This window comes from Arthrobacter sp. HLT1-20, assembly GCF_054510895.1.
Genome location: NZ_JBTNDR010000045.1, coordinates 1 through 26,940 on the forward strand (window position 1 = coordinate 1; position 26,940 = coordinate 26,940).

Here is a 26,940-nt window from a genome sequence, read left to right on the forward strand (position 1 = left end):
TGTTTTGTGGGTCCCTCCCCCCCCCCCCCCCCCCCCCCCCCCCCTCCCCCTCCCCCCCCCCCCCCCCCCCTTCTTTTTTTCCCCCCGCCGTCGTACTTTCAGCTGAACTAGGATCAAGTGCATGAAAACGCGTGAGTGTTGCCCACGTCTGCCGGGCGCCTGCCGGGATGGCGTCCGGTGAAGGGCTCCGGAGGCAGGCTTCTTGGCGATGTTGTGCTGGACCGGTCCAGCGAGGTGCCGCTGCACCGGCAGATCTACCTGCAAATACGCGCGCAGGTCCTCAGCGGCAGGCTTCCAGGCGGGGCCAGGTTGCCTTCGACGCGGACGCTGACCCTGGAACTGGGGGCCTCCCGCATCACAGTTGTCAATGCGTTCGATGAGCTGCGCGCCGAGGGATTCCTGCGTTCCCGCCCGGGAGATGGCACCTATGTTGGCGACGAGTGGCGCAGCCAGTTCGCTTCGGAGCCGGCGCCCGAACGGCCATTTCTTTCGGCAAGGGCGTCGGCCGCCACCTCGGCGCGCGGCAGCAACTTGTACAGCCACGCACCCCTTTCCTGGAATCCCGAGGATGAGGAGTCGTTCGTCCCCAGCCAGGTGGGAGTGGATGCCTTTCCTGTCCACACGTGGAAGCGGCTGCTGGCCAGGCACGGTGGACGGCGCGACGTTGACATGCTGGGCTACGGTGACCCGTTCGGTCACCGGCCGCTGCGTGAGGCCGTGGCTGACTACCTCAATGATGCCCGGGGGATCGGTGCCAGCGCCGAGCAGGTGGTGATTTGCTCGGGGGCCCAGCAGGCCTTCAACGCCCTGGCCCTGCTCATGGTGGATTCCGGGGATGAGGTGTGGATGGAGGATCCGGGGCATATTGCAGCCCGGCTCGCCTTCCTGGCCAATGGTTGCACTGTTCGCGGCATACCCATCGATGCTGACGGGGCTAATTTGGCCGCCGGAGCCGCCATGCACCGGCCTGGACGTCTCATGTTTCTCACGCCGTCCCGTCAGCACCCACTGGGCATGTCCATGAGCCTGGCCCGCCGGATGAACTGGATTAAGTGGGCCAATGAGCAGAACAGCTGGGTCATTGAAGATGATTGTGACAGCGAGTTGCGGTACAGGGGTCCGCTCCTGCCAACGATGTTTGGTTTGGACCGCAGCCAGCATGTGATCCATGTGGGTACGTTCAGCAAGATCATGTTCCCGTCACTGCGGATCGGATACGCAGTGCTGCCGGCGGACCTTGTGGAACCCTTCAGTGCGGCCGTGCAAGTCATTGGCCGGTCGCCTTCAACGCTGCTGCAGGCCGCCACAACTGACTTCATCCGGGAAGGTCACCTGCACTCCCATATTCGCCGCACACGGCGTCTCTACCTTGGCCGTCAGGAGGTATTGTTGGCGGAACTGCACAGGCAGCTGTACCCCTTCATCGTGGCGGCACCCGTTGATGCAGGAATGCACGTGATTGGGTGGCTGCCCGAGCACATTGATGACCAGCAGCTTGCCTCCCAACTCGCCGACCGGGGCATCTACACGTACGCGCTCGGAGACTACTACCTGAAGCGGGATGGCCGTCCGGCGTTGTTGATCGGCTTTGCAGCAACGGACGTTGACCACATGCCACAGGCAGTGAGCCACATGGTGCGTGCCCTGCGCCACATTGGCCACACCTGGTAGTGGCATCTTGAGGCGCTCTCCAAGGCGAAGGAGGCCACCGAAGATTCCCGGAATCCGGCAGCGTTCAGCCATATTTTCTACCCAGAAAACTCTCTGATACTCTTGCCTTATTCCACGGACCTCCCGGCATAGTCTCTTGCCGGTTGTAGATAACGGGTGGACACTTATATCCGTTAGTTCCCTTCAGGAGGAATACATGCATTTGACGCCCCGTGAGCAGGAAAAACTCATGATCGTTGTGGCCGCGGATTTGGCCAGGCGCAGGCAATCCAGACACCTGAAACTCAACCATCCTGAAGCCGTCGCCATTCTGAGCTACGAACTTATTGAAGGCGCCCGCGACGGCCGCACGGTGGCGGACCTCATGAGCTGGGGCAGTACCATCCTCACCCGCGACGAGGTCATGGAAGGGGTGGCCGACATGATCAAGGACGTTCAAATCGAGGCGACCTTCCCTGACGGCACCAAGCTGGTCACTGTGCACAACCCCATCCGCTAAAGCAGCCCTACGCGCCAAAGGAGCACCTCCCATGATCCCTGGGGAATACGTTTTGCGGTCCGACGCAGTGACATGCAATACGGGTATGCAGGCACTCTCAATCAAGGTCATCAACCGTGGCGACCGGCCCATCCAGGTCGGCTCGCATTACCACTTCGCCGAGGTCAACGACGCCCTTGAATTTGACCGCCACGGTGCCTATGGGCGCCGCTTGGACATCCCGGCCGGCACCGCCGTGCGCTTTGAGCCCGGCGACGCCAAGACGGTGAACCTGATAATGCTGTCCGGAACCCGTGACGTGTACGGCTTCCGGGACCGGGTCAACGGACCTCTGGACGCTCCGGACAACGCACGCACAGACACAATAGAGGATGCCGCCAAATGAGCTTTGAGCTGAGCCGCAAGCAGTACTCCGATCTGTACGGCCCCACCACAGGCGATGCCATCCGCCTGGCAGACACCGAACTGTTCCTTGAAATCGAAATGGACCACACCACCTACGGTGAGGAAGTGGTCTACGGCGGCGGCAAGGTCATCCGGGACGGCATGGGCCAAAACGGCCAGCGCACCCGGGATGAGGACATCCCGGACACAGTCATCACCAACGTGATTGTGCTGGATTACACAGGCATCTACAAGGCGGACGTTGCCCTGCGCGACGGCCACATCTTCAAGATTGGCAAGGCCGGCAACCCGGACATTTCCGACGGCGTGAACATCACCATCGGTGTGGCCACCGACATCATTGCTGGCGAAGGCAAGATCCTCACCGCTGGCGGCATTGACACACACGTGCACTTTGTCAGCCCCGACCAGATCCCTGTTGCCCTGGCCAGCGGCATCACCACCCTGATCGGTGGCGGCACTGGCCCGTCGGAGGCCAGCAAGGCCACCACGGTCACCCCCGGAGCCTGGCACATCTCCAAGATGCTGCAGGCCGTGGACAACCTGCCCATCAACATCGGCTTGTTGGGCAAGGGCCACGCCAGCGCGCGTGAGCCGCTGGCCGAGCAAGTTCGTGCCGGCGTTATCGGCCTGAAGGTTCACGAGGACTGGGGCGCCACCTACTCCTCCATCGATATGTCGCTGAAGATCGCCGACGAATTCGACATTCAAGTGGCCATCCACTCCGATACCCTCAATGAGTTCGGTTTCGTGGAAGACACCATCAAGGCCATCGACGGCCGCGTCATCCACACCTTCCACACCGAAGGTGCCGGCGGTGGCCACGCTCCGGACATCATCAAGGTGGCCGGCCTGCCCAACGTGCTGCCGGCGTCGACCAACCCCACGCTGCCCTACACGGTCAACACGATCGACGAGCACCTGGACATGCTGATGGTCTGCCACCACCTGAGCCCGGACATCCCCGAGGATGTGGCCTTCGCCGACTCCCGTATCCGCAAGGAAACCATCGCCGCCGAGGACGTGCTCCATGACATGGGCATCTTCTCCATCACCTCATCTGACTCCCAGGCCATGGGCCGCGTGGGTGAGGTGGTGCTGCGCACCTGGCAGGTGGCTGACGCCATGAAGCGCCAGCGTGGGAAGTACAGCAACGATCCCGAGATTGGTGACAACGCCCGCCTCAAGCGCTTCGTTGCGAAATACACGATCAACCCGGCCATTGCGCACGGTATCTCCGACTATGTGGGCAGCGTCGAAGAAGGCAAATTTGCCGACCTGGTGATCTGGGAACCGGCGTTCTTTGGTGTGAAACCGGAAATGGTGATCAAGGGTGGCCAGATGGTCATGTCCATCATGGGTGACCCCAACGGCTCCATCCCCACCCCGCAGCCGCGCACCTTCCGGGCCAACTTCGCCACCCTGGGCCGGGCCGTGCATTCCTCCTCCATCACCTTCATGTCCCAGGCTGCCGTGGATGCAGGCGTTCCCGCGCAGTTGGGTCTGCAGCATGAAGTGCGTGCCTGCCACGGCATCCGCAACCTGACCAAGGCGGACATGAAGCACAACGGGGAAACCCCTGACATCCAGGTGGACCCGGAAACATACCAGGTCCGCGTGGACGGCGAAGTGGTCACGGCCGAACCATCCAGCGTGCTCCCCATGGCACAGCGCTACTTCCTCTTTTAAAAGGAGAACCCTTGATTATCGAAGCCATTCTTGGCAACAAGTTTGACCCTGCCACGGAAACGTTTGACCCCGCTGCACTTGAGAATTTGCATGAGGAACGCGTGGTGCTGCCCTCGGCCCTGCTGGTCAAGCGCATCCAGCGCGTCACCACCGATCACGGCAGGGAGCTGGGCATCCGGTTGGCCGGGGACGCCGTGGCTGACCTGCGCGACGGCGACGTCCTCCACATCGACGGAAAGGACGCCATCGTGATCTCCGTTGAGCACACGGACGTCCTGGTGATCGCCCCCACCACCATCGCCGAGATGGGCGTGGTGGCGCACAACCTGGGCAACCGGCACATGCAGGCGCAGTTCTTTGGCGAGGACAGCGAATACGGCGCGCAGGTCATGGTGTTGGCCTACGACCACACCGTGGAGGATTACCTCAAGCACGTGGCCGTGCCCTACTCGCGGCAGGAACGCGTCATGCCCGTGCCGTTCCGGCATGCCGAGCACAGCCACTAGGCGGATTGCCGTGATGCCCGACGCCGGACCCAGCGTTACGCTGGCACCCCCCGTCCCGCCGGGGTACCTGCTGCCGCTGCTCCAACTGAGCGATTCGGCGCTGCCCACCGGCGCGTTCAGCCACTCTCTGGGCCTGGAGAGTTTCCTGCACCGCGGGCTGGTTCACGACGAGGCCACATTCTCCGACTGGCTCACCCAGTTCATCCGCATTCAACTGGTCCACAGTGATGGGCTCGCCATCCGCTTTGTTTTTGAGGCGGAGACGGAGGCGGAAATCCATCGGGTGGACAGGGAGTTGCATGCCTCGGCCCTGCCGCGTGAAATTCGGGCGGCCGGGGTAAAAATGGGCGCCCGCATGCTGGATATTGCCGGCTCTGTTTTTCCGTGCCAGGAGCTGGAAAACTATGCAGCGGCTGTTGGTCGCGGGGACTGCGCCGGTCACCCGGCCATGGCCTTCGCCATCGCCGGAAAATCCCTGGGTGTGCCCCTAGCCGAACTGCTCGGGACCTACATGTTTTCAACTGTCACCTCACTGACCCAAAACGCCATCCGCGGCATCCCCATCGGCCAAAGTGCCGGCCAGCGCGTGCTGCGCGCCGCGCACCACGAGGTGAGTGACGGCGTCGTACTTGCACAGACGCTGGGTCGTGAGGACTTTGGCGTCACGGCCCCCGGCTTGGAAATTGCGCAAATGCAGCATGAGCGCCAAAGGGCCCGCATGTTCATGTCCTGACCGTCACCTGTCGAGACCCCACACATTTTAGAAGGAGCAACAATGAAACCCATCAAGATTGGCATCGGCGGACCCGTTGGCGCTGGCAAGACCCAGCTCGTGGAGCGCCTTACCCGCGCCCTGGACGGGGAAGTGTCCAGCGCTGCCATCACCAACGACATCTACACCATCGAGGACGCCAAGATCCTGGCCGCCAACGGTGTGCTGCCGCTGAACCGGATCATCGGCATTGAGACCGGCGGCTGCCCCCACACGGCCATCCGTGAGGATACGTCCATGAACTCGGCCGCGGTGGCTGAGCTGGAGGCGCTGCATCCGGATCTGCAGGTCATTTACATTGAATCCGGGGGAGACAACCTCTCCGCCACGTTCAGCCCGGAACTGGTGGATTTCTCCATCTACATCATTGACGTGGCGCAGGGTGAGAAGATTCCGCGCAAGGCCGGCCAGGGCATGATCAAGGCGGATCTCTTCATCATCAACAAGACCGACCTGGCCCCCTACGTTGGAGCCGACCTGTCCGTCATGGAGGCCGATACCCTGGAATTCCGCGGCCATAAGCCGTACTGCTTCACCAATCTGAAGACCGACGACGGCCTGGACTACGTCATCAACTGGCTCAGGCGCGACGTGCTCATGCTTGACCTGGAATCCCGGTGACCCAAACCGCCACCATCGGCCGCCTCGGCACACATAGTGAGTGGGCCGGGACTCTCTCCCTGACCATTGACCGCCGGGGGGATCGGTGCATTGCCGTCAAGCAATTCCACGACGGCGCCCTGCGCATCCTCCGTCCGCACTATCTGGATGAGTCCGGGCAGGTTTGCTACGTGATCATCAATCCCGGCGGCGCGTACTTGGGTGGCGACAGCTATCTGATTGAGGTGGATGTTGCCCCCGGAGCGGATCTTCTACTGACAACTCAATCGGCCACCAAGATCTACCGCACACCCAATGACCGGGCCGAACAGCACATGCACGTGCGTCTGGCGTCCCATGCCCGGCTGGAGCTGTTGCCTGATCCGCTGATCGCCTATCGGGAAGCCAGTTATGGGCAGGTGACAACTGTGGAGATGGACCCCACGGCGTCGCTGGTCATGGCCGAGGTGGTGACGCCTGGATGGTCGCCGGACGGGCAGCTGTTCCGCTATGACGAGGTCCGCATGCGCAATGAGATCTCCATTGCTGGGCGCCTGACGGTACTGGACAACCTCCTGATTCGGCCCGGTGTTGGCTCACCCGTGGACAGCATGAGCTTCATGGGTGAGCACACGCATTTGGGTTCCCTGTTAGTGGTGGACGCCCGGGTTGACGCAGCGCTGGTGGAGGAGCTGCACGCCCTGTTGGTGCCCCTGGACCCGGACGGGCAGTTGGGCATCACGCTGCTGGAGGGGCCCGGCCTGGCCCTGCGCGCGCTGTCCTTTTCCACCGAACCGTTGAATGAAATACTGGCCGCGGCCGTGGACCTGCTGCGCGAACGGTGGGCCGGCCAGAAACCGCTGAACTTGAGGAAATACTGATGACCGCCACTGCCCGCCTGGGATATTTGGAACGGGAAAAGCTGCCCGTTGCCCGCCGCATAGGCGTGACGTTCGGGGCTGTGGTGTTCCTCCACCTGGTGGTGGCCGGGTTGTTGCTCTATTCGCTCTCCGTTGACACGAATCCGCTGGTGCTCGGTCTCATCGTGACGGCCTATCTGGCGGGCGTCAAACACAGCTACGACTGGGATCACATCGCGGCGATCGACAACTCGAGCCGCAAGTTCGCCGCCCAGGGCAGGGCCCCGGTCAGCGTCGGCTTCGCCTTCAGCATGGGACACAGCTCGGTGGTCATGTTGGCGGGAATTCTTGTGGTCAGCGGCGCCGGCCTCATGGGTGCCCTGCTCGACGACGGATCGGCAGCAAACATGGCCCTGGCCGTTTTTGGTGCCGGGGTTTCGGCCCTGTTCCTGCTGACCATAGGCCTGTTCAACGGGGCTGCATTCCTGAAGGCAAGCGTGCTGTTCCGCCGGGTGCGCAATGGCGGCACGGTGGACGACGGCGAACTGGTTCCCACCGGTGTGGTGGCTCGCCTGCTGGACAAGCCGTTGTCCAAGGTGAAACGTCCGCGCGACATCTACGTGTTGGGTTTCTTGTTTGGCTTGGGCTTTGACACGGCCTCCACCATCGCCTTCCTGCTGCTGACGGCGTCGGCTGCGATGGCGGGCGTTTCACCTGCTGCACTGTTGGCACTGCCGCTGGCATTCACCGCAGCCATGACGCTGTGCGATACGGCCAACGGCATGGCCATGATGAAGATGTACCGTTCCGCCGTGATGAACCCGGCGCGGCGCATCGGTTTCAACATGGTGGTGACGGGCCTTTCTGCCACCTCGGCACTGTTCATCTCAGCCCTGACAATCGTGACCATCTTGCACGATTCCCTGGGCCTGCGGGATCCGGTCACCACGTGGCTGGCTGAGCTGGATCTGGGTCATGCCGGACTGCTGCTGGTGGGGATGTTTTTGCTGGTGTGGGGGACCGCGGCCCTTGGCTGGCGGCGAAGCAGTACTCTGGGTGCCCCACCAGGCTGATTCCAGTTGGGGGTTGAGTAGGATTCGTGTCGCCGTTGGCGCTAAGGGATTTCCGGGTTTGGGTTGGATGTTCGGATGTGGCGGTAGATCGTCATTGGTGTGACATCACAGGTGTCTGCGATTTCTTTCATGGTGAATAGTTTGGCGTCGTACATTCGTTGGGCTTTGTTGATGAGTTCTGGCGTCATTTTTGGCTTGCGCCCGCCGGTGCGCCCTCTTGTTCTGGCCGCTGCCAGTCCGGCCTGAGTCCGTTCGCGGATCAGTGCTGCTTCGTATTCGGACATGAGAGCGAACATCCCGAAAACGAGTTTTCCGTGGGCTGTCGTGGTGTCCACGATGCCATTGGTTAGCGACTGAACGCCGACGCCGCGTTCATCAAGTGTGGTGACAATATCAATCAGATCGCGGAGGTTTCGTCCGAGGCGGTCAATCTTCCAGATGACTAGGGTGTCGCCTGGGCGAAGGTCCGCCAGACACAGGTTCCATTGTGGGCGGTCTGTCTTGGTGCCGGTTGCGGTGTCGGTGAAGACTTTCAAGCAGTTTTCGCGTGCCAGGGCATCGAGTTGCAACAGCGGGTCCTGAGCGGTGGTGCTGACTCTGGCGTAGCCAATTTTATGGCCCATGACGGAATACTCTCGCAACCCATAGATGTGGCCCGTCTTGTTAGTTTGAATTTGTGGTGAGTTTTGATAGGCAATTCGATGCTTACCGTGGTCCCGCCGGTGTCATTTTCAGAAGTCACCTGCACAAATTTCAGTACTCGGCTGCACAGCATTGATATGCCGCGTAAGCGGAACCTTCACCGGGACATTTTCGGCGTTAGTTGGGCCTTCATGGTGCAAAGTTGTTCCACCTATACCACGACATATTCGTCTGGTCGTTGTAGGCGGAAGGCGGCCGTTATGTGAGGGAATCCAACAAGCCCGGTGTCAATCGCCTGGGATTTTTCTCCAAGGCGACGGATTTTCGACAAGATGGCGCGTTGGTCGGCTCTCTGTGAAACGAAAGCCCAAGAGCTGGCCAGTTGGACGAGCTGGTCGACAGACAGCTCGTGATTGAAAGGGAAATCCTTGCGTAAAAACGCGCCTCGTCCGGCAAACCCTCCGGGCACGCTTCGGGTTTGGTCAGCGGGGGTTACGTCCGGCTCGACGATTGCAGCGAGTTCTTCCACCCACTCGCTGGTGCGGTCCCAGGTGTGCCATGCCATGCCCATAATGCCATTTGGCGTCATCACACGATCACATTCAGCTATTGCCCGTTCGGGGTCTACCCAATGCCATGCCTGGAGACAAACAATGGCGTCGACACTCTGGTCTCCCACAGGGATGTGTTCCGCCGAGCCGCTGGCAGTACTGATGCGAGCAGCGACTCCGGGTGGAAGCTCCTTACGGACCGTTCGGAGCACGGACAGCATGTCTTCGGACGTATCGACAGCTGTGACGTCATGTCCGAGAGTTGCGATGGTCCGGGTTCCTAGGCCTGTGCCAGCTCCTAGATCCAGCACTGCCAGCTGTTGATCGTGAGAGGGTGAACCCAGCAGCCACGAAACCACCTCCGCCGACCAAGTAGGGCGGACATCATTGTGCAGAACAGCATTATTGCTCGAAGCCGTTGGCACACTATGGATCGGATTCATACTTGCCAGCCTAGCGAGTACCAGGTTCGGGCCCGTCGTGAAGGTCTAGCATCAACCGACACAAAGCATCAGGGGACCGGGCCGTATCGCCACGCCTGTATGCGGAACCTCTGACGGGCGGATTTCTGTATAAGCGGCTTGACCATGACGAGTGTGGGGCCGTCCCAATCGATCCGGTCGAATTCCTGGACCGGCAAGAAGCCAGCTTTAAGGTAGAAAGCCCTGGTCTGGGAGTACGCGGCATCCTCAAATGAAGGGGCGACGGTATGCACTTGCAGCAGCTGGCACCCGTCGACAATAAGTACTGATTCCAGAGCGTCGAGCAACGCCTTTCCGACTCCACCGCCGCGTTGGTTTGCATCTACAGCAATTAGCGTCAGCTCCGCTGATTCCTCGAAGTGACGCACCAGCAGGGCCACCCCAACCGCCAGATCATTGACCACTGCGAGAAATGACTCTTGTCGTGAGGCGCTGACCGTGAAACCCTCAATAGCTTCCTCAACCCCAAACCACTCAGGCAGGGAACGCAGTATTCGGTCCACCGCGCTGGGATCCTGGCGACGTTGAATCTCTATGTCTGGCATGCCTCCAGTTCATCACACCTGAAATCCAGCAAGTGCCCCAAAGGGAACGCCCTGCGGGACATGGAGCCGGTGCCAGCTGATCCCTTTCAGCTTCGATGAGTAGGAGCTAGAAGTCGACTGGTCGGATTACGCCAGTGTTTGTTCTAGGTATTGGTCCTTTTTGTTGAACACCAGATGGCCTTTGGCTCCGTTGACGATGGGGAGTTGTGGCGGAACGTGGCCGCATTCGACATTGCCGATGATGGGTATGCCGAGCATTCCCAGGGCATCAATGACTGCCTCAGCCTGGGTGAGCGTCGCAGAGTCAGGGGCGCCGGTGCGTCCGACAAGAATGGCTTTGGCTCCGTCGAAGAATCCGGCCAAGCGCATGCCGTGAAGGTGCCGGCAAATCGTAGTGGCCTCGACGCTGGACGCTTCTACATAGACGATTAGGGCGGCAGCTGGGTCCTTCCGCAATGCCTCGGTCCTGAGATACGGGGTCCCGGCGAGGTTGACCATGGTCTCGATGCAGCCGCCGATCAGACGGCCTGCAACGCTCACCTCGTCTTGGCCCTTGTCGAGGCGTTCCCATGCCCCGGTGCCGTTCCATGCTTGTTCAGTTACTTCGGGCTTGTTTTCCCAATCGTCCCAGTCGTTGACACGATAAACGCCAGGCGATGCCTGTTTGAAACTTTCACCCGCGGGCAGTGAGGCGATATCGAGCCACGACATCAACGATTCCGGGACACGATAAGAGGTGTCCATGAGGTTGCTCCCGTGGAGTGTCGCCATTCCAGTCCGGAGCGTGATCGGGGTGAGTAACGTTGAAATATCGGAGTACCCCACAAACCAGGTTGGTTCTGCGGAAGCGAGTGCATCGAAATCAAGGTGAGGAATAAGGTCAATGGCGGTTGTCCCTCCCCACGGAGGCACAATGGCTTTGATCATGGGGTCCAAAAGCATCCTCATGAGTTCCCCGGCTCGTTGTTCAGCGGGCGCGCTGACGTGCGTTGAACCGTCCATGCAGTCGCCCAAATCCACCAAAAAACCGCGGTCCCGCAGTTGCTGTACGACAAAATCAAATCGTCCCACAAGTGATTCGGGCACGCCGCTAGACGGGGCTGTAACGCCAATGACATCGCCAGGTGCTAACGGCCTTGGGTATCGAATCTCCATGGATTCATACTTGCATGCGCCTATGACCGAGCAAAAACGTCCTACCCCAATCCATCACCGTCATTCCATTTGCCAGGGAAGCAATCCATAGAACAGTGCCCGTAAGTCGGTCCAGCTCCGGGCAGTTGTATTGCCCTAAGAATTGACGGCGGCGGGATCAATAGTCCTGTCCGCAGGGGAACCTTCACCGGGCGCTTTGTTTGTGGGTCGTGCGTGCCGAGAACGGTGCCCGAAGGATCTTCACCCACAGTGACCGGCGGTGTGCAGCGCCGGGTGAAGAGCTGAATTCATGTTCTGCGCGATCCAGGCTTTCTTCGATAAGCGCATCGTGCATGGGTCGGAAGAAGAGTGGCCAGGTTGGTATCGCCGTTCCTCTTGGTGACATGGAAAGCTCGTGCCGAAGCAACGTTGAATTGTCAGAAAGGCTACTGGCAGTGAATGAGTGGTGGCCGTTGAAGCCAGAGGGGCCGGTGAATTGAAATTCGATCCTTCTGCCGGGTTCGTACGCGCCCACGAAATAACGCACCGGCCCATGCCCTCCTGCTGCCCCAATGCTGAGCGGCCGATCTAGGCGCATTGTTGGCCATTCGCTCCTGGGCCACAATCGATCGTTCTGGCTCGCCAGCGAGTCAAGGAGTACTCCAACTTCGTTGGCGGGAGCCGCAATTACGCGTTGATGCGTGTTGTAGACCATACAGCAAGAGTATCTATGATCTGGCCTCGTACGATCCGGTTCATCCGCGAGAGACCGTCCGCATGCCAACGCTCTACGGGACAGCTGGTGGTAATAAGGGCCTAGACGCGAATCGCGTTGAAGGATGAGGAAATGCCCGGCTGCCTCAGTTGTTTCGGGCGTAGGCTTCCACTGCAGCGAAAACCCGTTCTTCCTGGACTCCGATCGAGAGCGAGCTTCGGCTGTCGTTCCACGTGACGTCGATGTCGATCCCGTTGACGTTCCACATCTTCCGCAGGCCTCTCTGGCCGTGCCATGGAATAGTGGGCTCTCCGTGGAGGTCCGTCAGCCCGCTGAGAATGGCTTCGAAGCACTGAGTTGCCTTGGGATCCGGGGGTGCCGAATCAAGTCGGAACTCCAAAAAGACTGACTCTATGACTCCGTCAATTTCCCGTGAAGTGGCCATAAGAGGAGGGCCGTCGTCCCTTGTTTCTAGGCGAAAGTGCACCGCGGGGTCGGCTGAACTGTGCATCGGAGATTGTGTGCCGCGGCTCCAACCCAGACGCTCGAACAAGGCCTCCTGCTCGGCCTCATTCTTGGGCCAGTGGTACCGGATCAGCTCTTCAACCAAGGCAACGATGGCGTCCGGCTGAGGGATTTCATGCATGAACCGTTCTCTGGATGTCATCCTGTTACGGTATGCCCGTATCCAGTGAATGGCCAGAGGGCTAGATTCCTTGATCGATAGCCGAGTGGTTTAGTTGGCTCCTCAAGCCTTCTCGCATCGGGAAGGTCCTACGGGACCGTATTTTTGGGTTTCCGCTGGTGGTGCCTTAATTCCTGGCAGAAATTGGTCTTCGAGTTCAACCGAAGATCATGACTAACCAAGCCAGATACCCAATGAGCACGACCCCTGTCGCAATTGCGATTGTCTGCAGGGGAGGCAAACCATGGCGTCGCGCCATGGACCATGTTCCCCATGCTGCGCCGGCTAACACGATCAGACCGGAGAGTAAGCCGATTATTGTTGCCCAGGATTCCTCACCGTCGTTGAAAGTCGGATCACCAACCCAGATCCCCATCTTCCCAGCCAGCGTTTGAACACCGAAGACCAAAAACAATGCTGGAACTAGCAGCAGCACAGCTGCACCGGCATAGATGAGCACCAGATAGACGATCCGTGGCGCATAGCTTCGGGTGGTAGCACCTGTCCGGGCAGTTGGTGTGTAATCTCGCTACATCGTGGACAGTGAATATCACCTCTTCGTGGACACCGGGTCTCACTACTTTGTATGTCCTGTCTCATCACTTCGTGAACACGCGATCTCATGACATCGGAGACACGCTGTCTCAGCACATCGGAGACACTGTTATCGGTGCGTTGGCGGCGATAGTCATTGGATGACGAACTCACTTTCACCGCAGACTCGCGCCGCCATCATCAACTACGATCTGACCCAGCCTCATGCCCTCTCGGTAATGGAATTTTGCCGTTCGGTCAAGATCTCCCGCAGCGTTTTCTATAAGATCCGCGGCCGTGCTGTCCATGAATCCACGGCGGCCCTGCACCCGCGGTCCCGTGCACCGAAGACTCCGGCCCGCAAATATGGCCCCTCGGTTGTCAATGAGTTGGTGAGGATCCGCAAGCAACTCAAAGCCGATGGTTGGGACTACGGCCCACGCTCGATCTACTATGAAGCGAGCCAGCAGGAGAAGTTCCCGGGCGGGAAGGTTCCCTCGGTCGCGACCATAGCCCGCCTGCTATCCAGCGTCGGCCACGTCGACGCAGCCCCCAGAAAACGCCCGAAATCCTCGTACATCCCGTTCGTGCGCGCCACTGCGATGTCGTTGTGGCAGCTCGATGCTTTCGAGTACCGACTCACCAGCGGACAGGTCGTGACCGTGTACCAGCTCCTCGACGATGCTTCGCGCTTCGATGTGGGCACAGCAGCGTATTCCCGTGCAGAGAACAGTGCCGATGCCAAGGACGTCCTCGAACGAGCCATCATCGCCTACGGTCCGCCCAGAGAAGTACTTTCCGACAACTCTTTGGCGTTCAACCAACTGCGGGCTGGCAGGATTGGTTCCGTGGAGATCTTCCTCGCCTCCAAAGGCACCATGCCCATCAGTGGATTGCCTGGCAAACCTACCACCCAGGGCAAGAACGAGCGCTCCCATCAAACGCTGCTGCGGTTCCTCGACGCGCATCAGCCGGCCACGCTCGAGCAGCTCCAGGGCAGGATTGGCCGGTTTCGGGACCACTACAACAACCGGCGCCCGCACCAAGCCCTGGACCATGCCACACCGCGCACAGCCTGGGATTTACTGAAACATACACCGGCCACCGAGCCGATCCCGTTATCGGTCCTGGAAGCGAAAGCCTCCTACTATTCCCAGGTCCGTGCACGCCGTCAGGGCCACCTTGACCGGGCGGCACTGACGATCTCCAAGACCGGGACCATCCTGCCCAATGACACCGCCCAAGACAAGGCCACAGACCAGTCAATTGTGGAGATCACCCGCGCGAACCGGCAAGTCTATTACCAAGGCTTCCACGTCTCATTGCCCATGACCTACGCCGACCGCCTGTTTTACCGGACCATCACCGACGACGCCTTCATGCTCACCGATCCGGCCACAGGTGAGATCGTGTTCTCGTTCCCGCTGCCGCTGGTTGCCCTGAACGTTCGGGGCCGCTATGTTGCCTCATACTCCGTTCAAGGCGTTCAGGCGGCGTACTCGACCAAACAGTGGGACCGCAAACGAGACCACTACGAGGACCAATTTGCTCAACGCCAAGAAGAACAGCCCGACGTGATGGCCACTCGATAGCCACGCGCACAGCTACCGGCGTCATAGCGCCGGTAGCTGTGTACAAAGTAGTGAGACCCGGTGTCCACGAAGAGGTGATATTCACTGTCCACGATGTAGCGAGATTACACACCAACAACGCAGACAAGCGCTACCACCAGAGGCTATGTGCCAATCCCCAGCAGCCTTTTGTCTCGAAATGTTGGCATAGTGGTTTCAGAATCCATAATCTGAATCATTCCACGGACTTGGCCACAGACTTCGCCTGATGCGTTCATGTCAAATAAATACCGCCGGCAAGGTGTGGTTGGGCCGAAAACTCATGAACAAGCTTGTCTTGATGCTTCTTGGGTTTCCCGTAGCCGGAACCCTCACCGGGCATGTCCAGCTGTGTTTCTGTTTGCTGTGGGCGAAGGTCCTCACGTTCATACCCCGCGGGCCCATTCAGCAATCAGATCAATGCCCTCTGCGAAGCTCGGTTCTTGTGGACGGTTTAGGAAGGCATGGAAAGATCCGGGAAGCACCTGGTAGTCCACCGCGATTCCGGCCGCCCCGAGTTCTTGGGCGAATCTACTGCCAGATGCGCGCATTGAGTCGTGGTCGGCGTCAATCATGACCGTCGGAGAGAAGCCTTGCAAAGGGTGTCCACCAGGAAAGGCATCGGATTCGGAGAGGGCGGATAACCGGCCTGCGTAGTGGAGATTCATCAGGTTGAGGACTGTCGGTGTGTGGACGAAGCGGCGCAGGCCACGGAGACGGAGTCCTAATTCGCGTGTCCTGTTCGGTAGTCGGGCGTGGAAAAGTCCGTAGGTAAAAAAGGTTCCAGCAAATTCGTCAGCCCCATCGCCCACCAGACGAAGCACCGCAGCGGCCGACAAACATGCACCGGCACTTGCGCCGCCTAGGATCACACCAGTGGGCGTTTCACGTTGAACTTCTCGGATTACAGCAACGATTTCGTCAACTGGTACCGGGTGGTGAACGGCCGGGAATCGGCACAGTCCACGTGTAGTCCAACGAAATCTCGTGACGGTTGCGAGTTGATACGCAACCGTGATGACGCGAAATCCGGATGCAGCCAAAGCTCGGCCCACCTCATGCGACTCCGCTTGCTCGAGGTTTCCTTTGAAGAATCCTCGCCCGTGGATCCAAACTATCCGCTTTGTGCTGTCGGGTGCAGAATCGCTTGGCGACGAATAATGCCGCACGGGTATCGGCCCATGAGGCCCTGTGACCGTGCTATCGATCCAAGTGACCGCATGCAACAGCTTCTCGCTCGGGTTCAGATTCCCCACACTTTCGTACTTGTGAGCTTGGTGACTCACTTCTGTGGCTAAGTTTCATGTGCCCAGGCCAGCCGAAGTAGCGAGCTACTGGCGTTGCTTTGCGCGTTCACCGATCGCAACTAAGCCTATGATCAGTCCGCCGAGGAACAGGACTAAACCGAGGCCGCCTATAGCAAAAGGAATAACAAAAGTCGGCGGCGATAAGCGCAAAGGTCCGACTTCATCCAGCCACGTTCCACTCTGCATGCCGTAGAAAAACAGTAAAATCAATACAGCCAACCCGATCGCAGAGGTAAGCCATCCCCAAATAATTTCTCGCATGATTACGAGTCTTGCACACAAGCGCACGGGCTCCTTGGAGGTAAGCACAGACGCGCAGCGACTGGTTCATGACTTGCCACGAAATAACCGCAAGTCGAACAGGATGACGGCTGCCCAACCTCCGAACCTGACGCACTGTCCCGAAAAGGGTCTCATAAGGCATGGAGTAACTGTCCTGCAAGCCGGTCCGGCAACGGCGGGCCGGATCGCTAAAAGCAACGACGGCAGCGAGATCTAGCTGGATGTCCGCAGAGGAACGCTCTACGTACTAGAAACGGCCAAAGTTCATTTTGATCAATTGTGAGTCGGCGCATCCGAGGCCGGATCGCATGGCGGTCAGTACTGAATCGGCAGCTCTCTCGGCTTGGTCTTGTCTCATCGACCAGTTGGGATTTCCATTTTCTGGTGCGGACCAACCGCTGTGGCGAAGGTAGGTGTCATTTATTGGCCAAACGTCGGCTGGTAAGAACTGCTCGGAGACGATCTCGCATTGAAAGTTACCCTCGTTGATGGCGAACTGACCGTAGACGGAGTAATCACGAAGACCGATGTCGTAGGTAACGAGCAAGTATTCGCGACTAGTCATTTCCTTAAGGAATCCAGCTACGTCCCGAGCTATTTCCGCCCAGTCCCGTCCTGGTTCCTGCGCAGCCAGGTCTGTATCTACGAACGGGCCCTCGGTTGCCAACCACGTGGGCAAAGGCATGCCGAGCCGATTTAGTAGTCGAACCAAAGTGTCCTCGACAACAACGTCCAAAGGGTCTTCAACGCCCGCCGGTGCCATGAGAACGAGCAATTCTGTTGCAGCGATGTTGGTACCGAGGACGGCTGAAGCCCATTGGGAAAATCTGGACGATTCGGCCTGCAGATCGACAGGGTCGCTCGCGGCCGGGTCCTCGAAGTAGTCGCGGGGTTGGAATCCTAAATAGAAGCGACCGGATGAGCCGGCAACGGGCCGGTAGTCCACGGTGGCAAAGTCGCTATCGTGAACGGCAATTCGAAGTCGCCCGTCGGTTCCTTCTCCGTTCTGCCATGATCCTGACGCGAAAACTGAAGTCTCGAAATTACCCAATTATCCCCCTAGTAGCGACGGCTACGGTCACGATACCAAGTAGCGGCAGTAAATCCTAGCGTTCACTCACGACTCTTGAGATGACCAAAATGTATGGACGTAGCAGTCGGTGGTGTAGATAACGTGCTCCGCAAAGGAACCACTTGCGGGACGCTTGATACGCTGAGTTTCATGCTTAAACTTGTCGACCCGGCCATCTCCCTCCATGAATCATAGGTAGATGCTAAGGAAGAGTGGCCAGACGGTCACCAGAACGGTTCAGGTACTCGCCCTGGTGACCGGTTCGCAACGACTGAGGATTTCGAAGCCTGGATAAAACGACTGACTATGCCAGCTGATCCTGCAATGCTGTTCGACGGGGTGCAAGTGACCGCCAGCAGGTTCTGGATCGTGGAGCACGACACTTACCTCGGAGCGATCGAACTTCGGCACGTTCTAACGCCTTTCATGCCCGAAGCGGTCGGCCACATTGGCTACAACATCCGGCCGACAGCTCGTGGACGTGGTGTTGCGAGCTGGGCCTTCAAAGCTAGCCTCCCTCACGCCCGCAGCATGGGTCTGACACAGGTACTTACCTGTGATGAACAGAACCTGCCATCAGCACGAACAATAGAGAAAAACGGTGGCGTCCTTGAAGACGTACGCAGCACTGAACTTGGCCTCAAGCGCAGGTATTGGATCGACCTGTAAGGCCATTTCTGCGATCAAGCAGGCGAGGAATCAAGTCGCGGCGGAAGCAACGGAGAGTTGCCATCTAACGCGGGTTTGAACATGAGCGAGCCGTCCATTCACGGAACCCTCTGCGGTCATCACGATTGATGTAATCATCCCTCGGTTGGACGATCTAACTTTCACATACTGAAAGAATTGTCCGATGGAATCCAGCCCGCAACCCACCTCGGCCGTCATGCGTGCACTCGCCGTGACTCACAAGGGAATGATCTGAATTGCAACGAATGACACAGAGAGGTTGGCTTGGACTTTCCTTCCTTCCTCTCCTTCCTCTCCTTCCTTGCCTTCCTTGCAACGTAATTCCTCGGGGCTATTGCCTCAGGTAAGGACATCGACAAGACCTGCGCGAAGGCAGGTCAATTGCTTGACGACGACTATCGAGCGAAGAACTGGCAAGAGCCGTCCCGATTCTTTCCTCTACATGACAAGTGCAACGCCGGCTATGACATGATCCCGGTATGGGTTAACCCCGCCCTGGTGGTTTTCTTGGTTCTCACAGGAGCATTTATCTGTGCGTTCGTCGTCTCGGAAGTTAAATATGAGAAAAGACTCCAAGAAGAAAGGCAAGCTCATGACAAGCCCTGAAATCGCACACCACGGTTTCCTCGGAGCTACCGGGGCTGTCTCTGGCGCGATGATGTTCCCCACGAATGCGGCTCTCGCCGTGCCGTAACGGGTATTCCGCATAGACGCAGTCAAAGTGTCCCGCAAGCCGGTCGGACTCTGGGTCCTTAGACCTCGGAGCTCGGGCGTGAAATGGAAGCGCTCGGCTGTTTCACAGAGGAACCTTGAACGATACACCTACCGACAGTTCGCGGACGTGAAAGCGTAACCGGCAGTTTCATCCGGATCCATGTAGTCCGGGGAGTACTTCGCCGAGGCCATACGCCGGTGCGAGAATTCCGGAACGCGGGGGATCAATTTGAGGCTGCTGCTAGCCTTTCATGATGCGGGTACTGCTTACACTCCTCGGAATCGTTGCAATCGTCGTCTACTCCCTTCTCGGGGCAACATTGATGAATGGCTGGGCCTTGGTTGCCGCGAGTGAGATGCCGCTTGAAACGACGATTGCTGACATGGATGCTGCAGGTCAGACATACACCGCCATTCCGGGTTTGGCCTTCGCGGCGATGGGTATACTGCTCGCACTTGCTTGGGGCGTAACGACACTTTCCCGTCGAACTTCGTTTCCAAACTGGGCAACCGTGTTGGTGTGGGCTGGCATCGCTACCCTGGGTGCGCCAGCATACTTCTTCACTTCGTTCGCCAACCTGAACTCAGTAGGAGATACCTATTTCGATTGGAACGCCGAGGCGGCATTCGCGTTGGAGGCACCCCTCTACATGGCCAGCGGGATCGCGTTCCTTGTCGTCGTTGCAATGATGGTGACGGCAGCGATCAAGGCAACGGCGCGGAAGAAACCGTCGCCGGTTATGTAGCAGGCCAATAAGAAGTGCGCGTAGCCTCCTTGCAGCTGGCCACACGAGTGGAAAGCGAAGTACTTCTGAAGGTGGGTATGCGCTTGATCGCGGTGAACCAGCGTGGAGACAGCTCTACCCGCGACCGTAAGTGATGAGTGGGTGCGCGAAATAACCTGATTCTCCTTGGCCGTAAATGCCCCAGCTGGGGAACATCTTGCGGAGCGGGCCGCTAAAGGCGTGTCAGAGCTGTCGGCTCCAAGCGACTTCACGTCCGAGCTGGCCAGTTTCAACAAATAGTTGGACCTGGTGTGTTGCAGCAAGGGCAACCGCAAGATCCTTCGTATCTGCTGACATGAATCCGGCTTTCTGCCAGAAAGAACCCGACCTGCGGCTAAACAGCCAAGCCTGTTTGGCGCCAGCCTCCACAGCTCGTTCCATCGCGAATTGGGCTAGTTCCAGCCCAATTCCTGCCCCGCGAAGTTCCGGATCCACGGCGACGCTTCGGATAAGGGCATGACTCCCGTCCTCGCTGCTTTCATATCCAGTCGTCGCGAAAATACGTCCCGTCGATTCATCCCGCGAGATCCACAAGTGCACCGTCGGCGAATCAAGGCCGCTCAACGTTAGATCTGCGATCCGCAGGAACTCTGAAACTTCAGTCATATCGGAATCAGTTGCGCGCGAAAGATTGATCATTCCTCAACGGTATCCACCCAGCGCTGGATGCTCGAACTGTGAAGGAGGGATTGGCCGCCGTTCGGGTGTTCCACGCTCAAAGCATCCCGAAAGAGGTGTGCCGTCTTGATGTTGGGAAAGTGTCCCGCAAGCCGGTCGTTCACCGGAGCGTGTGCAGACGACTTCTGTATGTGACTGTTAACTTCAAATGGCGGTTATGTCGCAGCGTGGAATGGCGGTCTTCGCCGTTCCAGAAGGGAACCCTCAGCGGGACGGTTCTAAGCAGCTACGCTGCGTTCGGGAAGTAGGGGCTTGATATCGCTTGATAGCCTTCGGATTCCTGAGCGGGTGAAGGAAAAACGAATGCATCAGGAATTGAGGTGGTTAGCAACCGCTGTGGTGTGTCTGAGAGAGCCGTAGCCTGTGCGCACGGTGGCCGGGCTTATCATCTGAGGAGCCTTGGCCAATAGGGGAACGCTGGCCTCAACGCCCACACAAGCCGTGCCCTTGTCTCCACGGTGTTCTGGTGGCCGATTTAGTGGTGGGACATGTTCCCGGGCTTGGCTTGCATGTGGAGGTCGCACCGTAGAATCAGGCTCCATGGGGAAAAGACGGGCCGGGTTCGAGCCACAAAATCAACGCCGCGTTAGCAGGGCCCTTTCAGACGGTGCGAGTGGCGGACTACCCGGTGCCGCGCCGCAGGCTAGGCATTTGTCCGCAAAAAAGAAGCCAACCATATGGGCCAAGATCGGAATCGCCTTGTTGCTGGTGTTGGCCCTCGTCCTGGGTGCCGGGGCGGCGGCTTACTTGAAGCTGCAGAACAACATCCAGTCAGCGGATTTGTACCAGCCAGGGAAGACTCAAACCTCGGCTCCACCCGTGGATGATAAGAGCCCCATCGATATCTTGGTCGTGGGGACCGATACGCGGTCCGGCGCGGGCAGTAGATATGGCAGTGAAGAGGATTCCGGGGGTGAGGGATTTGCTGATGTCATGATGGCCGTGCATGTCTCCGGTGATCGCCAGCGGGTGACGGTCGTCAGCATTCCCAGGGACACGGTGGCCCCGTTCCCCGGCTGTGTGGATGCGGCTGGTGGTGACCCTTGGCCGGCCATGGATGCCCAAATGCTCAATGCCGCGCTTAAGATGGGAGGGCCGTCCTGCCTTCGGAAAACGTTGGGTGATCTAACCGGCATCTCTTTCGGGCATTTCATGGTCGCTGACTTCAACGCGGTCGTGGACCTGAGCAACACCGTTGGTGGTGTTGAGGTCTGCGTGGATCAGCCGATCGATGATCTGAAGTCACATTTGAAGTTGCCTGCAGGAAACAGCACGATACAGGGCGAGGACGCCTTGGCCTTTCTGCGCACCCGGAGCGCGTTCGGGGACTCCAGCGACCTAGCCAGGATCACTGCCCAGCAAGGGTTCCTTTCCTCGCTCGTGCGCAAGATCAAGAGCGAAGACACGCTAACCAACATCCCCAAGCTGTACTCCATCGCCGACACAGTCACCAAGAACGTCACCCTGGACAAATCTCTGGCCAACATTCCAGCCTTACTCCAGCTGGCCAGTCGCCTCAAGGACGTCGATACCGAGGACGTATCCTTCGTCACCGTACCCAACGAGGCCTACATCTACGACAGCAACCGGGTTCAACTCCAAGAAGAACCGGCCAAACAGCTTTTCCAGGCCATCATCGCCGACCAGGACATCACCAAGTCGGTTGGCACCCAGCCATCAGGGGAATCCTCTGCGCCAGCCCAAACCGAAACAACACCAGCAGAGCCCACGGCAGAAGTCCCCGAGGAGAATTTGAACGCTCCAGCCGAAACGACTCCGCCCGCAGCAACGGAATCTCTCAACGGGCAGACCGCGAATCAACAGACCTGCCAAAAAACATCAGGCTTCTAGCTGACAGGAAGTGTCAGCACCATAGCGGGAACGGTCTACGGGACGTTTAGACTGTGGCCGGTGGCCAGGCACGGATGACGCGGCCATCGGCTACTTCTTGCTTGTTCAGGCCTATTCGGTGCCACGGCATGCAAGCAACGGGATCGGGAATCTGGAGATGCCTTTCCTTACCCAATCGATCCAAGCCGTACATCGTTGGTTCGCGTAGGCAAGCTGATTCTCTTTGAAAAGTCGACTTTCCAGCTGTCTACCTCGTACAACTCACCAAACTGATCGATGTTTATCGACACGGAGATAGGTGTTTCGTCGGAGTCTAGGTACCAGCCCTCAACCAGCTGCCGGCCGAAACGACGGTCCTTGTGTCCTGAACCGACCCTTAGGCTTCCCATCCCACCGTCGTCCATGTCACTCACAGTCAAATCATCCAATGGAATCGAAGACTGCCAATCATCTAGGACTCCGGCCAACAGGGCGTTGACAAGGAGACGCTCACCCGTTTCCATCGGACGGTTCATGGGGACGACCTCTTTCTACAACCGGGGCTTCGTATGGAGCCAAGCTAGGTGTATCCAGTGTGCCTGCGGAAGTATGTATTTGGTAGCGACTGACGGAAATGGCTGCTTGACGAACCCTCTGCGGTCAAGCTATTCCGCACAGGGAACCTCTCTACGGGACAACGGAGTTCTGCTCGTGGAGTGTCAGTCATCCATCACGGTTTTTGATCCAGGTCTTTGACGAGCGTTAGTAGTTCAGGAAGACCATCTGCGAGCTTTCTCTTTCTGGCAAAAATCTCCGACTCAACGATCGACGCTTCAAGGAGTCGGCGCAAGTACTTTGGAATGTCGTCAACTTGGTCGAGAGTGATTGCGACTTGAATCATTAGCATTGATCGTTTCTTCGAGAAACTTCCTGTCCGTATGCCAACAAACTCATTAGGGGCAAGTTTCCCGTCAACATGAAACACCACATTGACTCGAAGAGGACTAGTGATGTCCTGCCGTGCGTTCTGAACTTTCCGACTTAAGGCGTTGATCTGCCGGCTCCAGGCCATACTTTCAGAATCCGAGTCGCCGAGTATGGCACCAATGGAAAGGGCTGGGTCAATTTCTGACAGCATGCTTAGGGCCTTCCAAGTCTCAGTGTCTTGATTTGTGGAAACTAAAGAGTAACGGGACTAGGAACTAACGTGGAATGACACACTCTTTACCGGATTCGGGGATGAAGTCGCGGAAGCCGACTTTCACTTTACTCAGGATGGCATTGAGCGGGTAAGCTTCGATGCCTTTCGTCCTCCGATGAACCAGAGGATAGGGCCAACAACCGGAAGCAAGAACACAATCACGACCCACACTGTGGTTGTGACCGGCGGCTGATTTTTGGTGCGAGCGATGCTTATCAAGGATGCGATCAGCAGCGCGAAACATGCAAGTGATATGGAAACTTGCAGAATCACCCACGGCATAGGAATGACCGGGTCTGTACCGCTGATGGATCCAATAATCGTCGTCAACATATTTCCCCCAAATAGGCCGATTTTTGTCGCCAGTTTTTCGTCGACTAGCGAGTAACTAACACCCTATCGCTACCTTCGAGACGTCTCTGGCCAAAAGGCAATCTGCTAGCTGAATGGTGTGCGAATGCGTAGACGCTTCCGAGATGTCCCGAAAGGGGTGTCCCGTATAGACGTTGGCAAAGTGTCCCGCAAGCCGGTCCATCACCGGACAATCAGGCCGCTGACCTGCATCGCCATTAATCCCCGCCCCAGGACGTCCCGTTTAGGGTGTTCGGTGATCTGTCCGGTGACGGGGCGTCATGCGGTACAGCCTAAATGCCTTTGAGCGACGTTCAGGCGGGTGGGGGAGTGGGCTGGGCATCCTGGGTGTTCCGCATTGGGTCTGGGTGGGCGAGTGTTCGTGCGCGTCGGTAGAAGGTAGCGCGTGACATTCCGAGGTCACGGGCGACTTGGGCTGTGGGCTCTCCGCTTTCTATGAGGCGGATGGCATTCTGGATCTGGCTGTCGGTGATGCGGCGAGGCCGGCCGCCCAGGTCTTTGCCCGCTGCTCTTCGTTTGTTGATGGAGTCGGTGATGCGTTCACTCTTAATTTCGTGTTCCATTTGAGCCAGGGCAGCCATGATGGTGAACAGCATCGATCCCATGGGGGTCGAGGTGTCGATGTCACCGCCGCCAAGGTTCAGGACCCGCAGGCCCGCGCCGCGCTTGTTCAACTCTTGCGCGAAGTCGAGCATGTGCTGGGTGGAATGCCCGAGCCGATCCAGTGTGGTGATGACCAGGGTATCTCCTGGAATCAGAGCATCGAGTGCACGGTCGAACTGGGGCCGTGATGCGCGGGCCCCGGATACGCCGTGGTCGACGCAGAGGTCATCGGCTCGGACGCCGGCGGCGAGAAGGTCAGCTTGTTGTCGGTCGGTGGATTGTTGTCGCGTTGATACGCGCGCGTAGCCGATCAGTTTCGTCACGGGCAGCTCCAATGTGTCTCATAACTAATGCCGGCTTACGATTCCAGTGAGATGGGTCGGGCGTAAAATTGGGCTATGTCTGGTGAAGTTCCGGTTTGTCCTCGTGGGCACCCGGATGGTCGGGTTGTACGTGACGGTATCCAAAGGGATGGTGGGCGGCCTCGGCCGCGCTGGCGGTGCATCCTCCCGGGAGGTTCCTTTCACCGTTTCCTTGGGGTTGTCAGCAGAACCTTTACAAGTGTCGAGACTTGTGTCGAATGTGAGAATCACTTGGCCTTTTACGAGGGTCCGGCGGCACCAGCGCAGTTTGAGTATTTGATTCGGGAGATTGCCGGGGCACTGGTCGATGTTGGGCGAGGAAGCACCTACACGGATGCGGCCAGACGCGTGAAGATGCAGGCCGTAGTGAATATTCCCGGCAAGTCTGTGCGGGAGGTGAAGAACGGTCAGACTGTGGCTGAATGGATGGCGGATTTCGTTCCGGTTGTCGCTGCGCCATATGCCCAAACTAGGTGGCCGGACGTGCTCGTCCTTGATTCTGTGTCGTTCTATTGGCGCGGAATTGGTGAGGCTAAAGCCAAGGTAGAGATGTATTCGATCCTCGCTGCTTATGGCTACGATGCCAGCGGAAAAGATGGCAGGTTGTGGAGGCAGGAAGCCCACCCAGCACATGCTGTGTCAGCTTGGGAAGAGTTCCTCGCACGGCTCCCGGGAGATCCGTTGTCAGTCATTGCCGACGAGGATATTGCGATTCGGGGAGCGATCATGGCGCACTGGGGAACAGCCTATTGGGCGGATAGATACCACTCTAGCGAGCATCACCTACAGGCCAGCGGGTCCGAGGTACTCACCCGGGCAGCCGGCTCCGGTGAGCTGCGCACGTTGTTCCATGACGCGTTAACCAGCAAGGAACCCTGGGATCTATTTGAAACCGCTGTAGAGAAGTCCGGCATATTGGCCATCAAAATCTGGGTGATGATTCATGGAGAGCAGATCCAAAGGCAGACCCTACGCAGGGGGGCTATTCCACCGGTCTATGCCAATGGAGCCCTTGAAAATTCGCTCAACCTGGTTCGTCCCATGATCGTCGATCGTGCATTCTCCTTCCGCAACCGAGCCCGCCTAAACTTGCTGCTGGAACTTGTCCGCCTGGGCCAACTGCGCGCCGACAACACGGCGGACTACGCAACCGCCATCCGTACCCACCTGATCCAGAACGACGGTCACCCCCACCGCAGCTACCGTGAAATCTACGACCACCGGAGTGGTGAAGACGGAATCAACAAGAACAGCCTCTGGTCACCGGCAGCCCAGCTCAATCTGCCCACCAAAACTGAGGAGAATCCTGCCGAACCCATCTCACTGGAATCGTAAGCCGGAATTATTTGCATGATTGGCGCGGCGGCGGTTCACTTGTGGGTGGTGTTAGAAGGGTGCTGGGAGGTCTTCCTCGTTTTGGGTGTGGAGGTATTCGCGGCCGGTGGGGGTGGTGGTTTTGGTGATGCCTGGGCTGTGGGGTTCTATGGTCCAGCCGGTGCTGGGGTCGTCCTTGAGGCGGTGGCAGTATTTTGACAGGGGGCGTAGGTTCTCGGTGCTGGTTTCGCCTTTGGGCAGGAGTGTTCCGTGGGGGTCGTAGCGGTTTTGGTGGAAGGGGGTGGTGTGGTCGATCTCGCAGGAGCGGGAGGGTGTGTCGCAGCCGATGCCGGTGCAGACGGGGTCTTTGAGGCGGACCAGTCGGACCATGTCTGCTGGGGGTTTGTAGGATTGGCGGCCGATGCTGACTATGGTGCCTTTCTCGGGGTCTGTCAGGATCCGGTGCCACGAGCTTGCGCCGGCTGCGAGTTCTCTGGCTTGTTCGGGCGGGATGGGGCCGTAGCCCTCCAGGATGCCCGGTTCCTGGGAGTCGTTGAGCAGGGTTAGGAACGGGATGGTGACACTGATCTTCGCCGGGATTCGCGGCCGGAGCCAGGACTCGTGGACGGTGTTGTTGAGGTTATCTGGGGCGGCGATCGTGCCGTGTGAGGTGCTTCCGGGGTGTGCCGGGTTACTGCCGGATTCGCCGGTTTGTGAACAGCCGCCGTCAGGGCACGTGACACCGGAACACGTGTTG

General features: G+C 58.5%; 28 protein-coding genes and 1 pseudogene. 14 read left to right on the forward strand and 15 right to left on the reverse strand.

Features of this window, described 5'->3' with window-relative positions:
* The first annotated feature begins 135 nt into the window (after positions 1-135).
* From pdxR to ACX80Q_RS16915, 9 genes are all read left to right on the forward strand, one after another.
* Positions 136-1,671 (forward strand): MocR-like pyridoxine biosynthesis transcription factor PdxR, encoded by a 1,536-nt coding sequence (gene pdxR, locus ACX80Q_RS16875; RefSeq protein WP_459331694.1) that lies wholly within the window; start codon positions 136-138, stop codon positions 1,669-1,671.
* 196 nt (positions 1,672-1,867) lie between these two features.
* On the forward strand, positions 1,868-2,170 hold the full coding sequence (locus tag ACX80Q_RS16880; RefSeq protein WP_103466512.1) for an urease subunit gamma: 303 nt from the start codon (positions 1,868-1,870) through the stop codon (positions 2,168-2,170).
* A 31-nt stretch (positions 2,171-2,201) separates the two neighbouring features.
* A complete protein-coding gene (locus ACX80Q_RS16885) occupies positions 2,202-2,555 on the forward strand; it encodes an urease subunit beta (protein WP_459331695.1) in 354 nt (117 codons plus the stop codon).
* Complete coding sequence (gene ureC / locus ACX80Q_RS16890) at positions 2,552-4,264, forward strand: urease subunit alpha (RefSeq protein WP_459331696.1); 1,713 nt, start codon at positions 2,552-2,554, stop codon at positions 4,262-4,264. The genes ACX80Q_RS16885 and ureC overlap by 4 nt, the downstream gene beginning before the upstream one ends.
* 11 nt (positions 4,265-4,275) lie before the next feature.
* Positions 4,276-4,770, forward strand: coding sequence for an urease accessory protein UreE (gene ureE / locus ACX80Q_RS16895; protein ID WP_459331697.1), 495 nt, complete (start codon positions 4,276-4,278; stop codon positions 4,768-4,770).
* Between the two features lie 13 nt (positions 4,771-4,783).
* Positions 4,784-5,503, forward strand: coding sequence for an urease accessory protein UreF (locus ACX80Q_RS16900; protein WP_459331720.1), 720 nt, complete (start codon positions 4,784-4,786; stop codon positions 5,501-5,503).
* 42 nt (positions 5,504-5,545) lie between these two features.
* Entirely contained in the window at positions 5,546-6,163 is a 618-nt protein-coding gene (ureG, locus tag ACX80Q_RS16905; protein WP_459331698.1) for an urease accessory protein UreG, read from the forward strand.
* On the forward strand, positions 6,160-7,023 hold the full coding sequence (locus ACX80Q_RS16910) for an urease accessory protein UreD (RefSeq protein ID WP_459331699.1): 864 nt from the start codon (positions 6,160-6,162) through the stop codon (positions 7,021-7,023). The genes ureG and ACX80Q_RS16910 overlap by 4 nt, the downstream gene beginning before the upstream one ends.
* The gene (locus ACX80Q_RS16915) at positions 7,023-8,075 is read left to right on the forward strand and encodes a HoxN/HupN/NixA family nickel/cobalt transporter (RefSeq protein WP_459331700.1); all 1,053 of its coding nucleotides are present in this window, start codon (positions 7,023-7,025) and stop codon (positions 8,073-8,075) included. The genes ACX80Q_RS16910 and ACX80Q_RS16915 overlap by 1 nt, the downstream gene beginning before the upstream one ends.
* 41 nt (positions 8,076-8,116) lie before the next feature.
* Here ACX80Q_RS16915 and ACX80Q_RS16920 read toward each other — a convergent pair whose 3' ends face one another.
* The 6 genes from ACX80Q_RS16920 to ACX80Q_RS16945 all read right to left on the reverse strand — a co-directional run bounded on the left by ACX80Q_RS16920 (position 8,117) and on the right by ACX80Q_RS16945 (position 13,289).
* A complete protein-coding gene (locus ACX80Q_RS16920) occupies positions 8,117-8,698 on the reverse strand; it encodes a recombinase family protein (RefSeq protein WP_459331701.1) in 582 nt (193 codons plus the stop codon).
* Between the two features lie 230 nt (positions 8,699-8,928).
* Positions 8,929-9,711, reverse strand: coding sequence for a class I SAM-dependent methyltransferase (locus ACX80Q_RS16925; RefSeq protein WP_459331702.1), 783 nt, complete (start codon positions 9,709-9,711; stop codon positions 8,929-8,931).
* 68 nt (positions 9,712-9,779) lie between these two features.
* Positions 9,780-10,295 (reverse strand): GNAT family N-acetyltransferase, encoded by a 516-nt coding sequence (locus ACX80Q_RS16930; protein WP_459331703.1) that lies wholly within the window; start codon positions 10,293-10,295, stop codon positions 9,780-9,782.
* A gap of 126 nt (positions 10,296-10,421) precedes the next feature.
* Positions 10,422-11,450, reverse strand: coding sequence for a S66 family peptidase (locus tag ACX80Q_RS16935; protein WP_459331704.1), 1,029 nt, complete (start codon positions 11,448-11,450; stop codon positions 10,422-10,424).
* Positions 11,451-12,289: 839 nt separating this feature from the next.
* The gene (locus ACX80Q_RS16940; RefSeq protein WP_459331705.1) at positions 12,290-12,790 is read right to left on the reverse strand and encodes a hypothetical protein; all 501 of its coding nucleotides are present in this window, start codon (positions 12,788-12,790) and stop codon (positions 12,290-12,292) included.
* A gap of 196 nt (positions 12,791-12,986) precedes the next feature.
* The gene (locus tag ACX80Q_RS16945; protein WP_459331706.1) at positions 12,987-13,289 is read right to left on the reverse strand and encodes a hypothetical protein; all 303 of its coding nucleotides are present in this window, start codon (positions 13,287-13,289) and stop codon (positions 12,987-12,989) included.
* A gap of 235 nt (positions 13,290-13,524) precedes the next feature.
* Between ACX80Q_RS16945 and ACX80Q_RS16950 the strand changes: the two genes are divergently transcribed.
* A complete protein-coding gene (locus ACX80Q_RS16950; protein ID WP_459331707.1) occupies positions 13,525-14,955 on the forward strand; it encodes an integrase core domain-containing protein in 1,431 nt (476 codons plus the stop codon).
* 404 nt (positions 14,956-15,359) lie between these two features.
* Here the strand turns inward: ACX80Q_RS16950 and ACX80Q_RS16955 are convergent, their stop codons facing one another.
* The 3 genes from ACX80Q_RS16955 to ACX80Q_RS16965 all read right to left on the reverse strand — a co-directional run bounded on the left by ACX80Q_RS16955 (position 15,360) and on the right by ACX80Q_RS16965 (position 17,613).
* Positions 15,360-16,259 carry an alpha/beta hydrolase gene (locus ACX80Q_RS16955; RefSeq protein ID WP_459331708.1) on the reverse strand — a complete coding sequence of 300 codons (900 nt, stop codon included), beginning with the start codon at positions 16,257-16,259 and terminating at the stop codon, positions 15,360-15,362.
* Positions 16,260-16,304: 45 nt separating this feature from the next.
* Positions 16,305-16,541: a hypothetical protein gene (locus ACX80Q_RS16960; RefSeq protein WP_459331709.1), complete on the reverse strand. Its 237-nt coding sequence runs from the start codon at positions 16,539-16,541 to the stop codon at positions 16,305-16,307.
* Positions 16,542-16,809: 268 nt separating this feature from the next.
* Positions 16,810-17,613, reverse strand: coding sequence for a TY-Chap domain-containing protein (locus ACX80Q_RS16965; RefSeq protein WP_459331710.1), 804 nt, complete (start codon positions 17,611-17,613; stop codon positions 16,810-16,812).
* A 300-nt stretch (positions 17,614-17,913) separates the two neighbouring features.
* Here ACX80Q_RS16965 and ACX80Q_RS16970 point away from each other — a divergent pair.
* A pseudogene (locus ACX80Q_RS16970) lies at positions 17,914-18,303 on the forward strand (GNAT family N-acetyltransferase); the annotation flags it as partial.
* A 986-nt stretch (positions 18,304-19,289) separates the two neighbouring features.
* Positions 19,290-19,784, forward strand: a complete 495-nt coding sequence (locus ACX80Q_RS16975; RefSeq protein WP_459331711.1) for a hypothetical protein — start codon at positions 19,290-19,292, stop codon at positions 19,782-19,784.
* A 222-nt stretch (positions 19,785-20,006) separates the two neighbouring features.
* Here the strand turns inward: ACX80Q_RS16975 and ACX80Q_RS16980 are convergent, their stop codons facing one another.
* Entirely contained in the window at positions 20,007-20,462 is a 456-nt protein-coding gene (locus ACX80Q_RS16980; protein ID WP_459331712.1) for a GNAT family N-acetyltransferase, read from the reverse strand.
* Positions 20,463-21,320: 858 nt separating this feature from the next.
* On the opposite strand from ACX80Q_RS16980, the gene ACX80Q_RS16985 reads away from it, so the two are divergent.
* Positions 21,321-22,352: an LCP family protein gene (locus ACX80Q_RS16985; protein ID WP_459331713.1), complete on the forward strand. Its 1,032-nt coding sequence runs from the start codon at positions 21,321-21,323 to the stop codon at positions 22,350-22,352.
* Between the two features lie 167 nt (positions 22,353-22,519).
* On the opposite strand, the gene ACX80Q_RS16990 is transcribed toward ACX80Q_RS16985, so the two are convergent.
* The 4 genes from ACX80Q_RS16990 to ACX80Q_RS17005 all read right to left on the reverse strand — a co-directional run bounded on the left by ACX80Q_RS16990 (position 22,520) and on the right by ACX80Q_RS17005 (position 24,830).
* Complete coding sequence (locus ACX80Q_RS16990) at positions 22,520-22,867, reverse strand: DUF6984 family protein (RefSeq protein WP_459331714.1); 348 nt, start codon at positions 22,865-22,867, stop codon at positions 22,520-22,522.
* Positions 22,868-23,061: 194 nt separating this feature from the next.
* A complete protein-coding gene (locus ACX80Q_RS16995) occupies positions 23,062-23,469 on the reverse strand; it encodes a hypothetical protein (RefSeq protein ID WP_459331715.1) in 408 nt (135 codons plus the stop codon).
* Between the two features lie 132 nt (positions 23,470-23,601).
* Complete coding sequence (locus ACX80Q_RS17000) at positions 23,602-23,865, reverse strand: PLDc N-terminal domain-containing protein (protein ID WP_459331716.1); 264 nt, start codon at positions 23,863-23,865, stop codon at positions 23,602-23,604.
* Positions 23,866-24,197: 332 nt separating this feature from the next.
* Entirely contained in the window at positions 24,198-24,830 is a 633-nt protein-coding gene (locus ACX80Q_RS17005; protein ID WP_459331717.1) for a recombinase family protein, read from the reverse strand.
* A gap of 270 nt (positions 24,831-25,100) precedes the next feature.
* Between ACX80Q_RS17005 and ACX80Q_RS17010 the strand changes: the two genes are divergently transcribed.
* Positions 25,101-26,204, forward strand: a complete 1,104-nt coding sequence (locus tag ACX80Q_RS17010; protein ID WP_459331718.1) for a hypothetical protein — start codon at positions 25,101-25,103, stop codon at positions 26,202-26,204.
* A 51-nt stretch (positions 26,205-26,255) separates the two neighbouring features.
* On the opposite strand, the gene ACX80Q_RS17015 is transcribed toward ACX80Q_RS17010, so the two are convergent.
* Positions 26,256-26,940, reverse strand: a 685-nt coding sequence (locus tag ACX80Q_RS17015) for an HNH endonuclease signature motif containing protein (RefSeq protein WP_459331719.1), incomplete at its 5' end; no start/stop codon positions are given.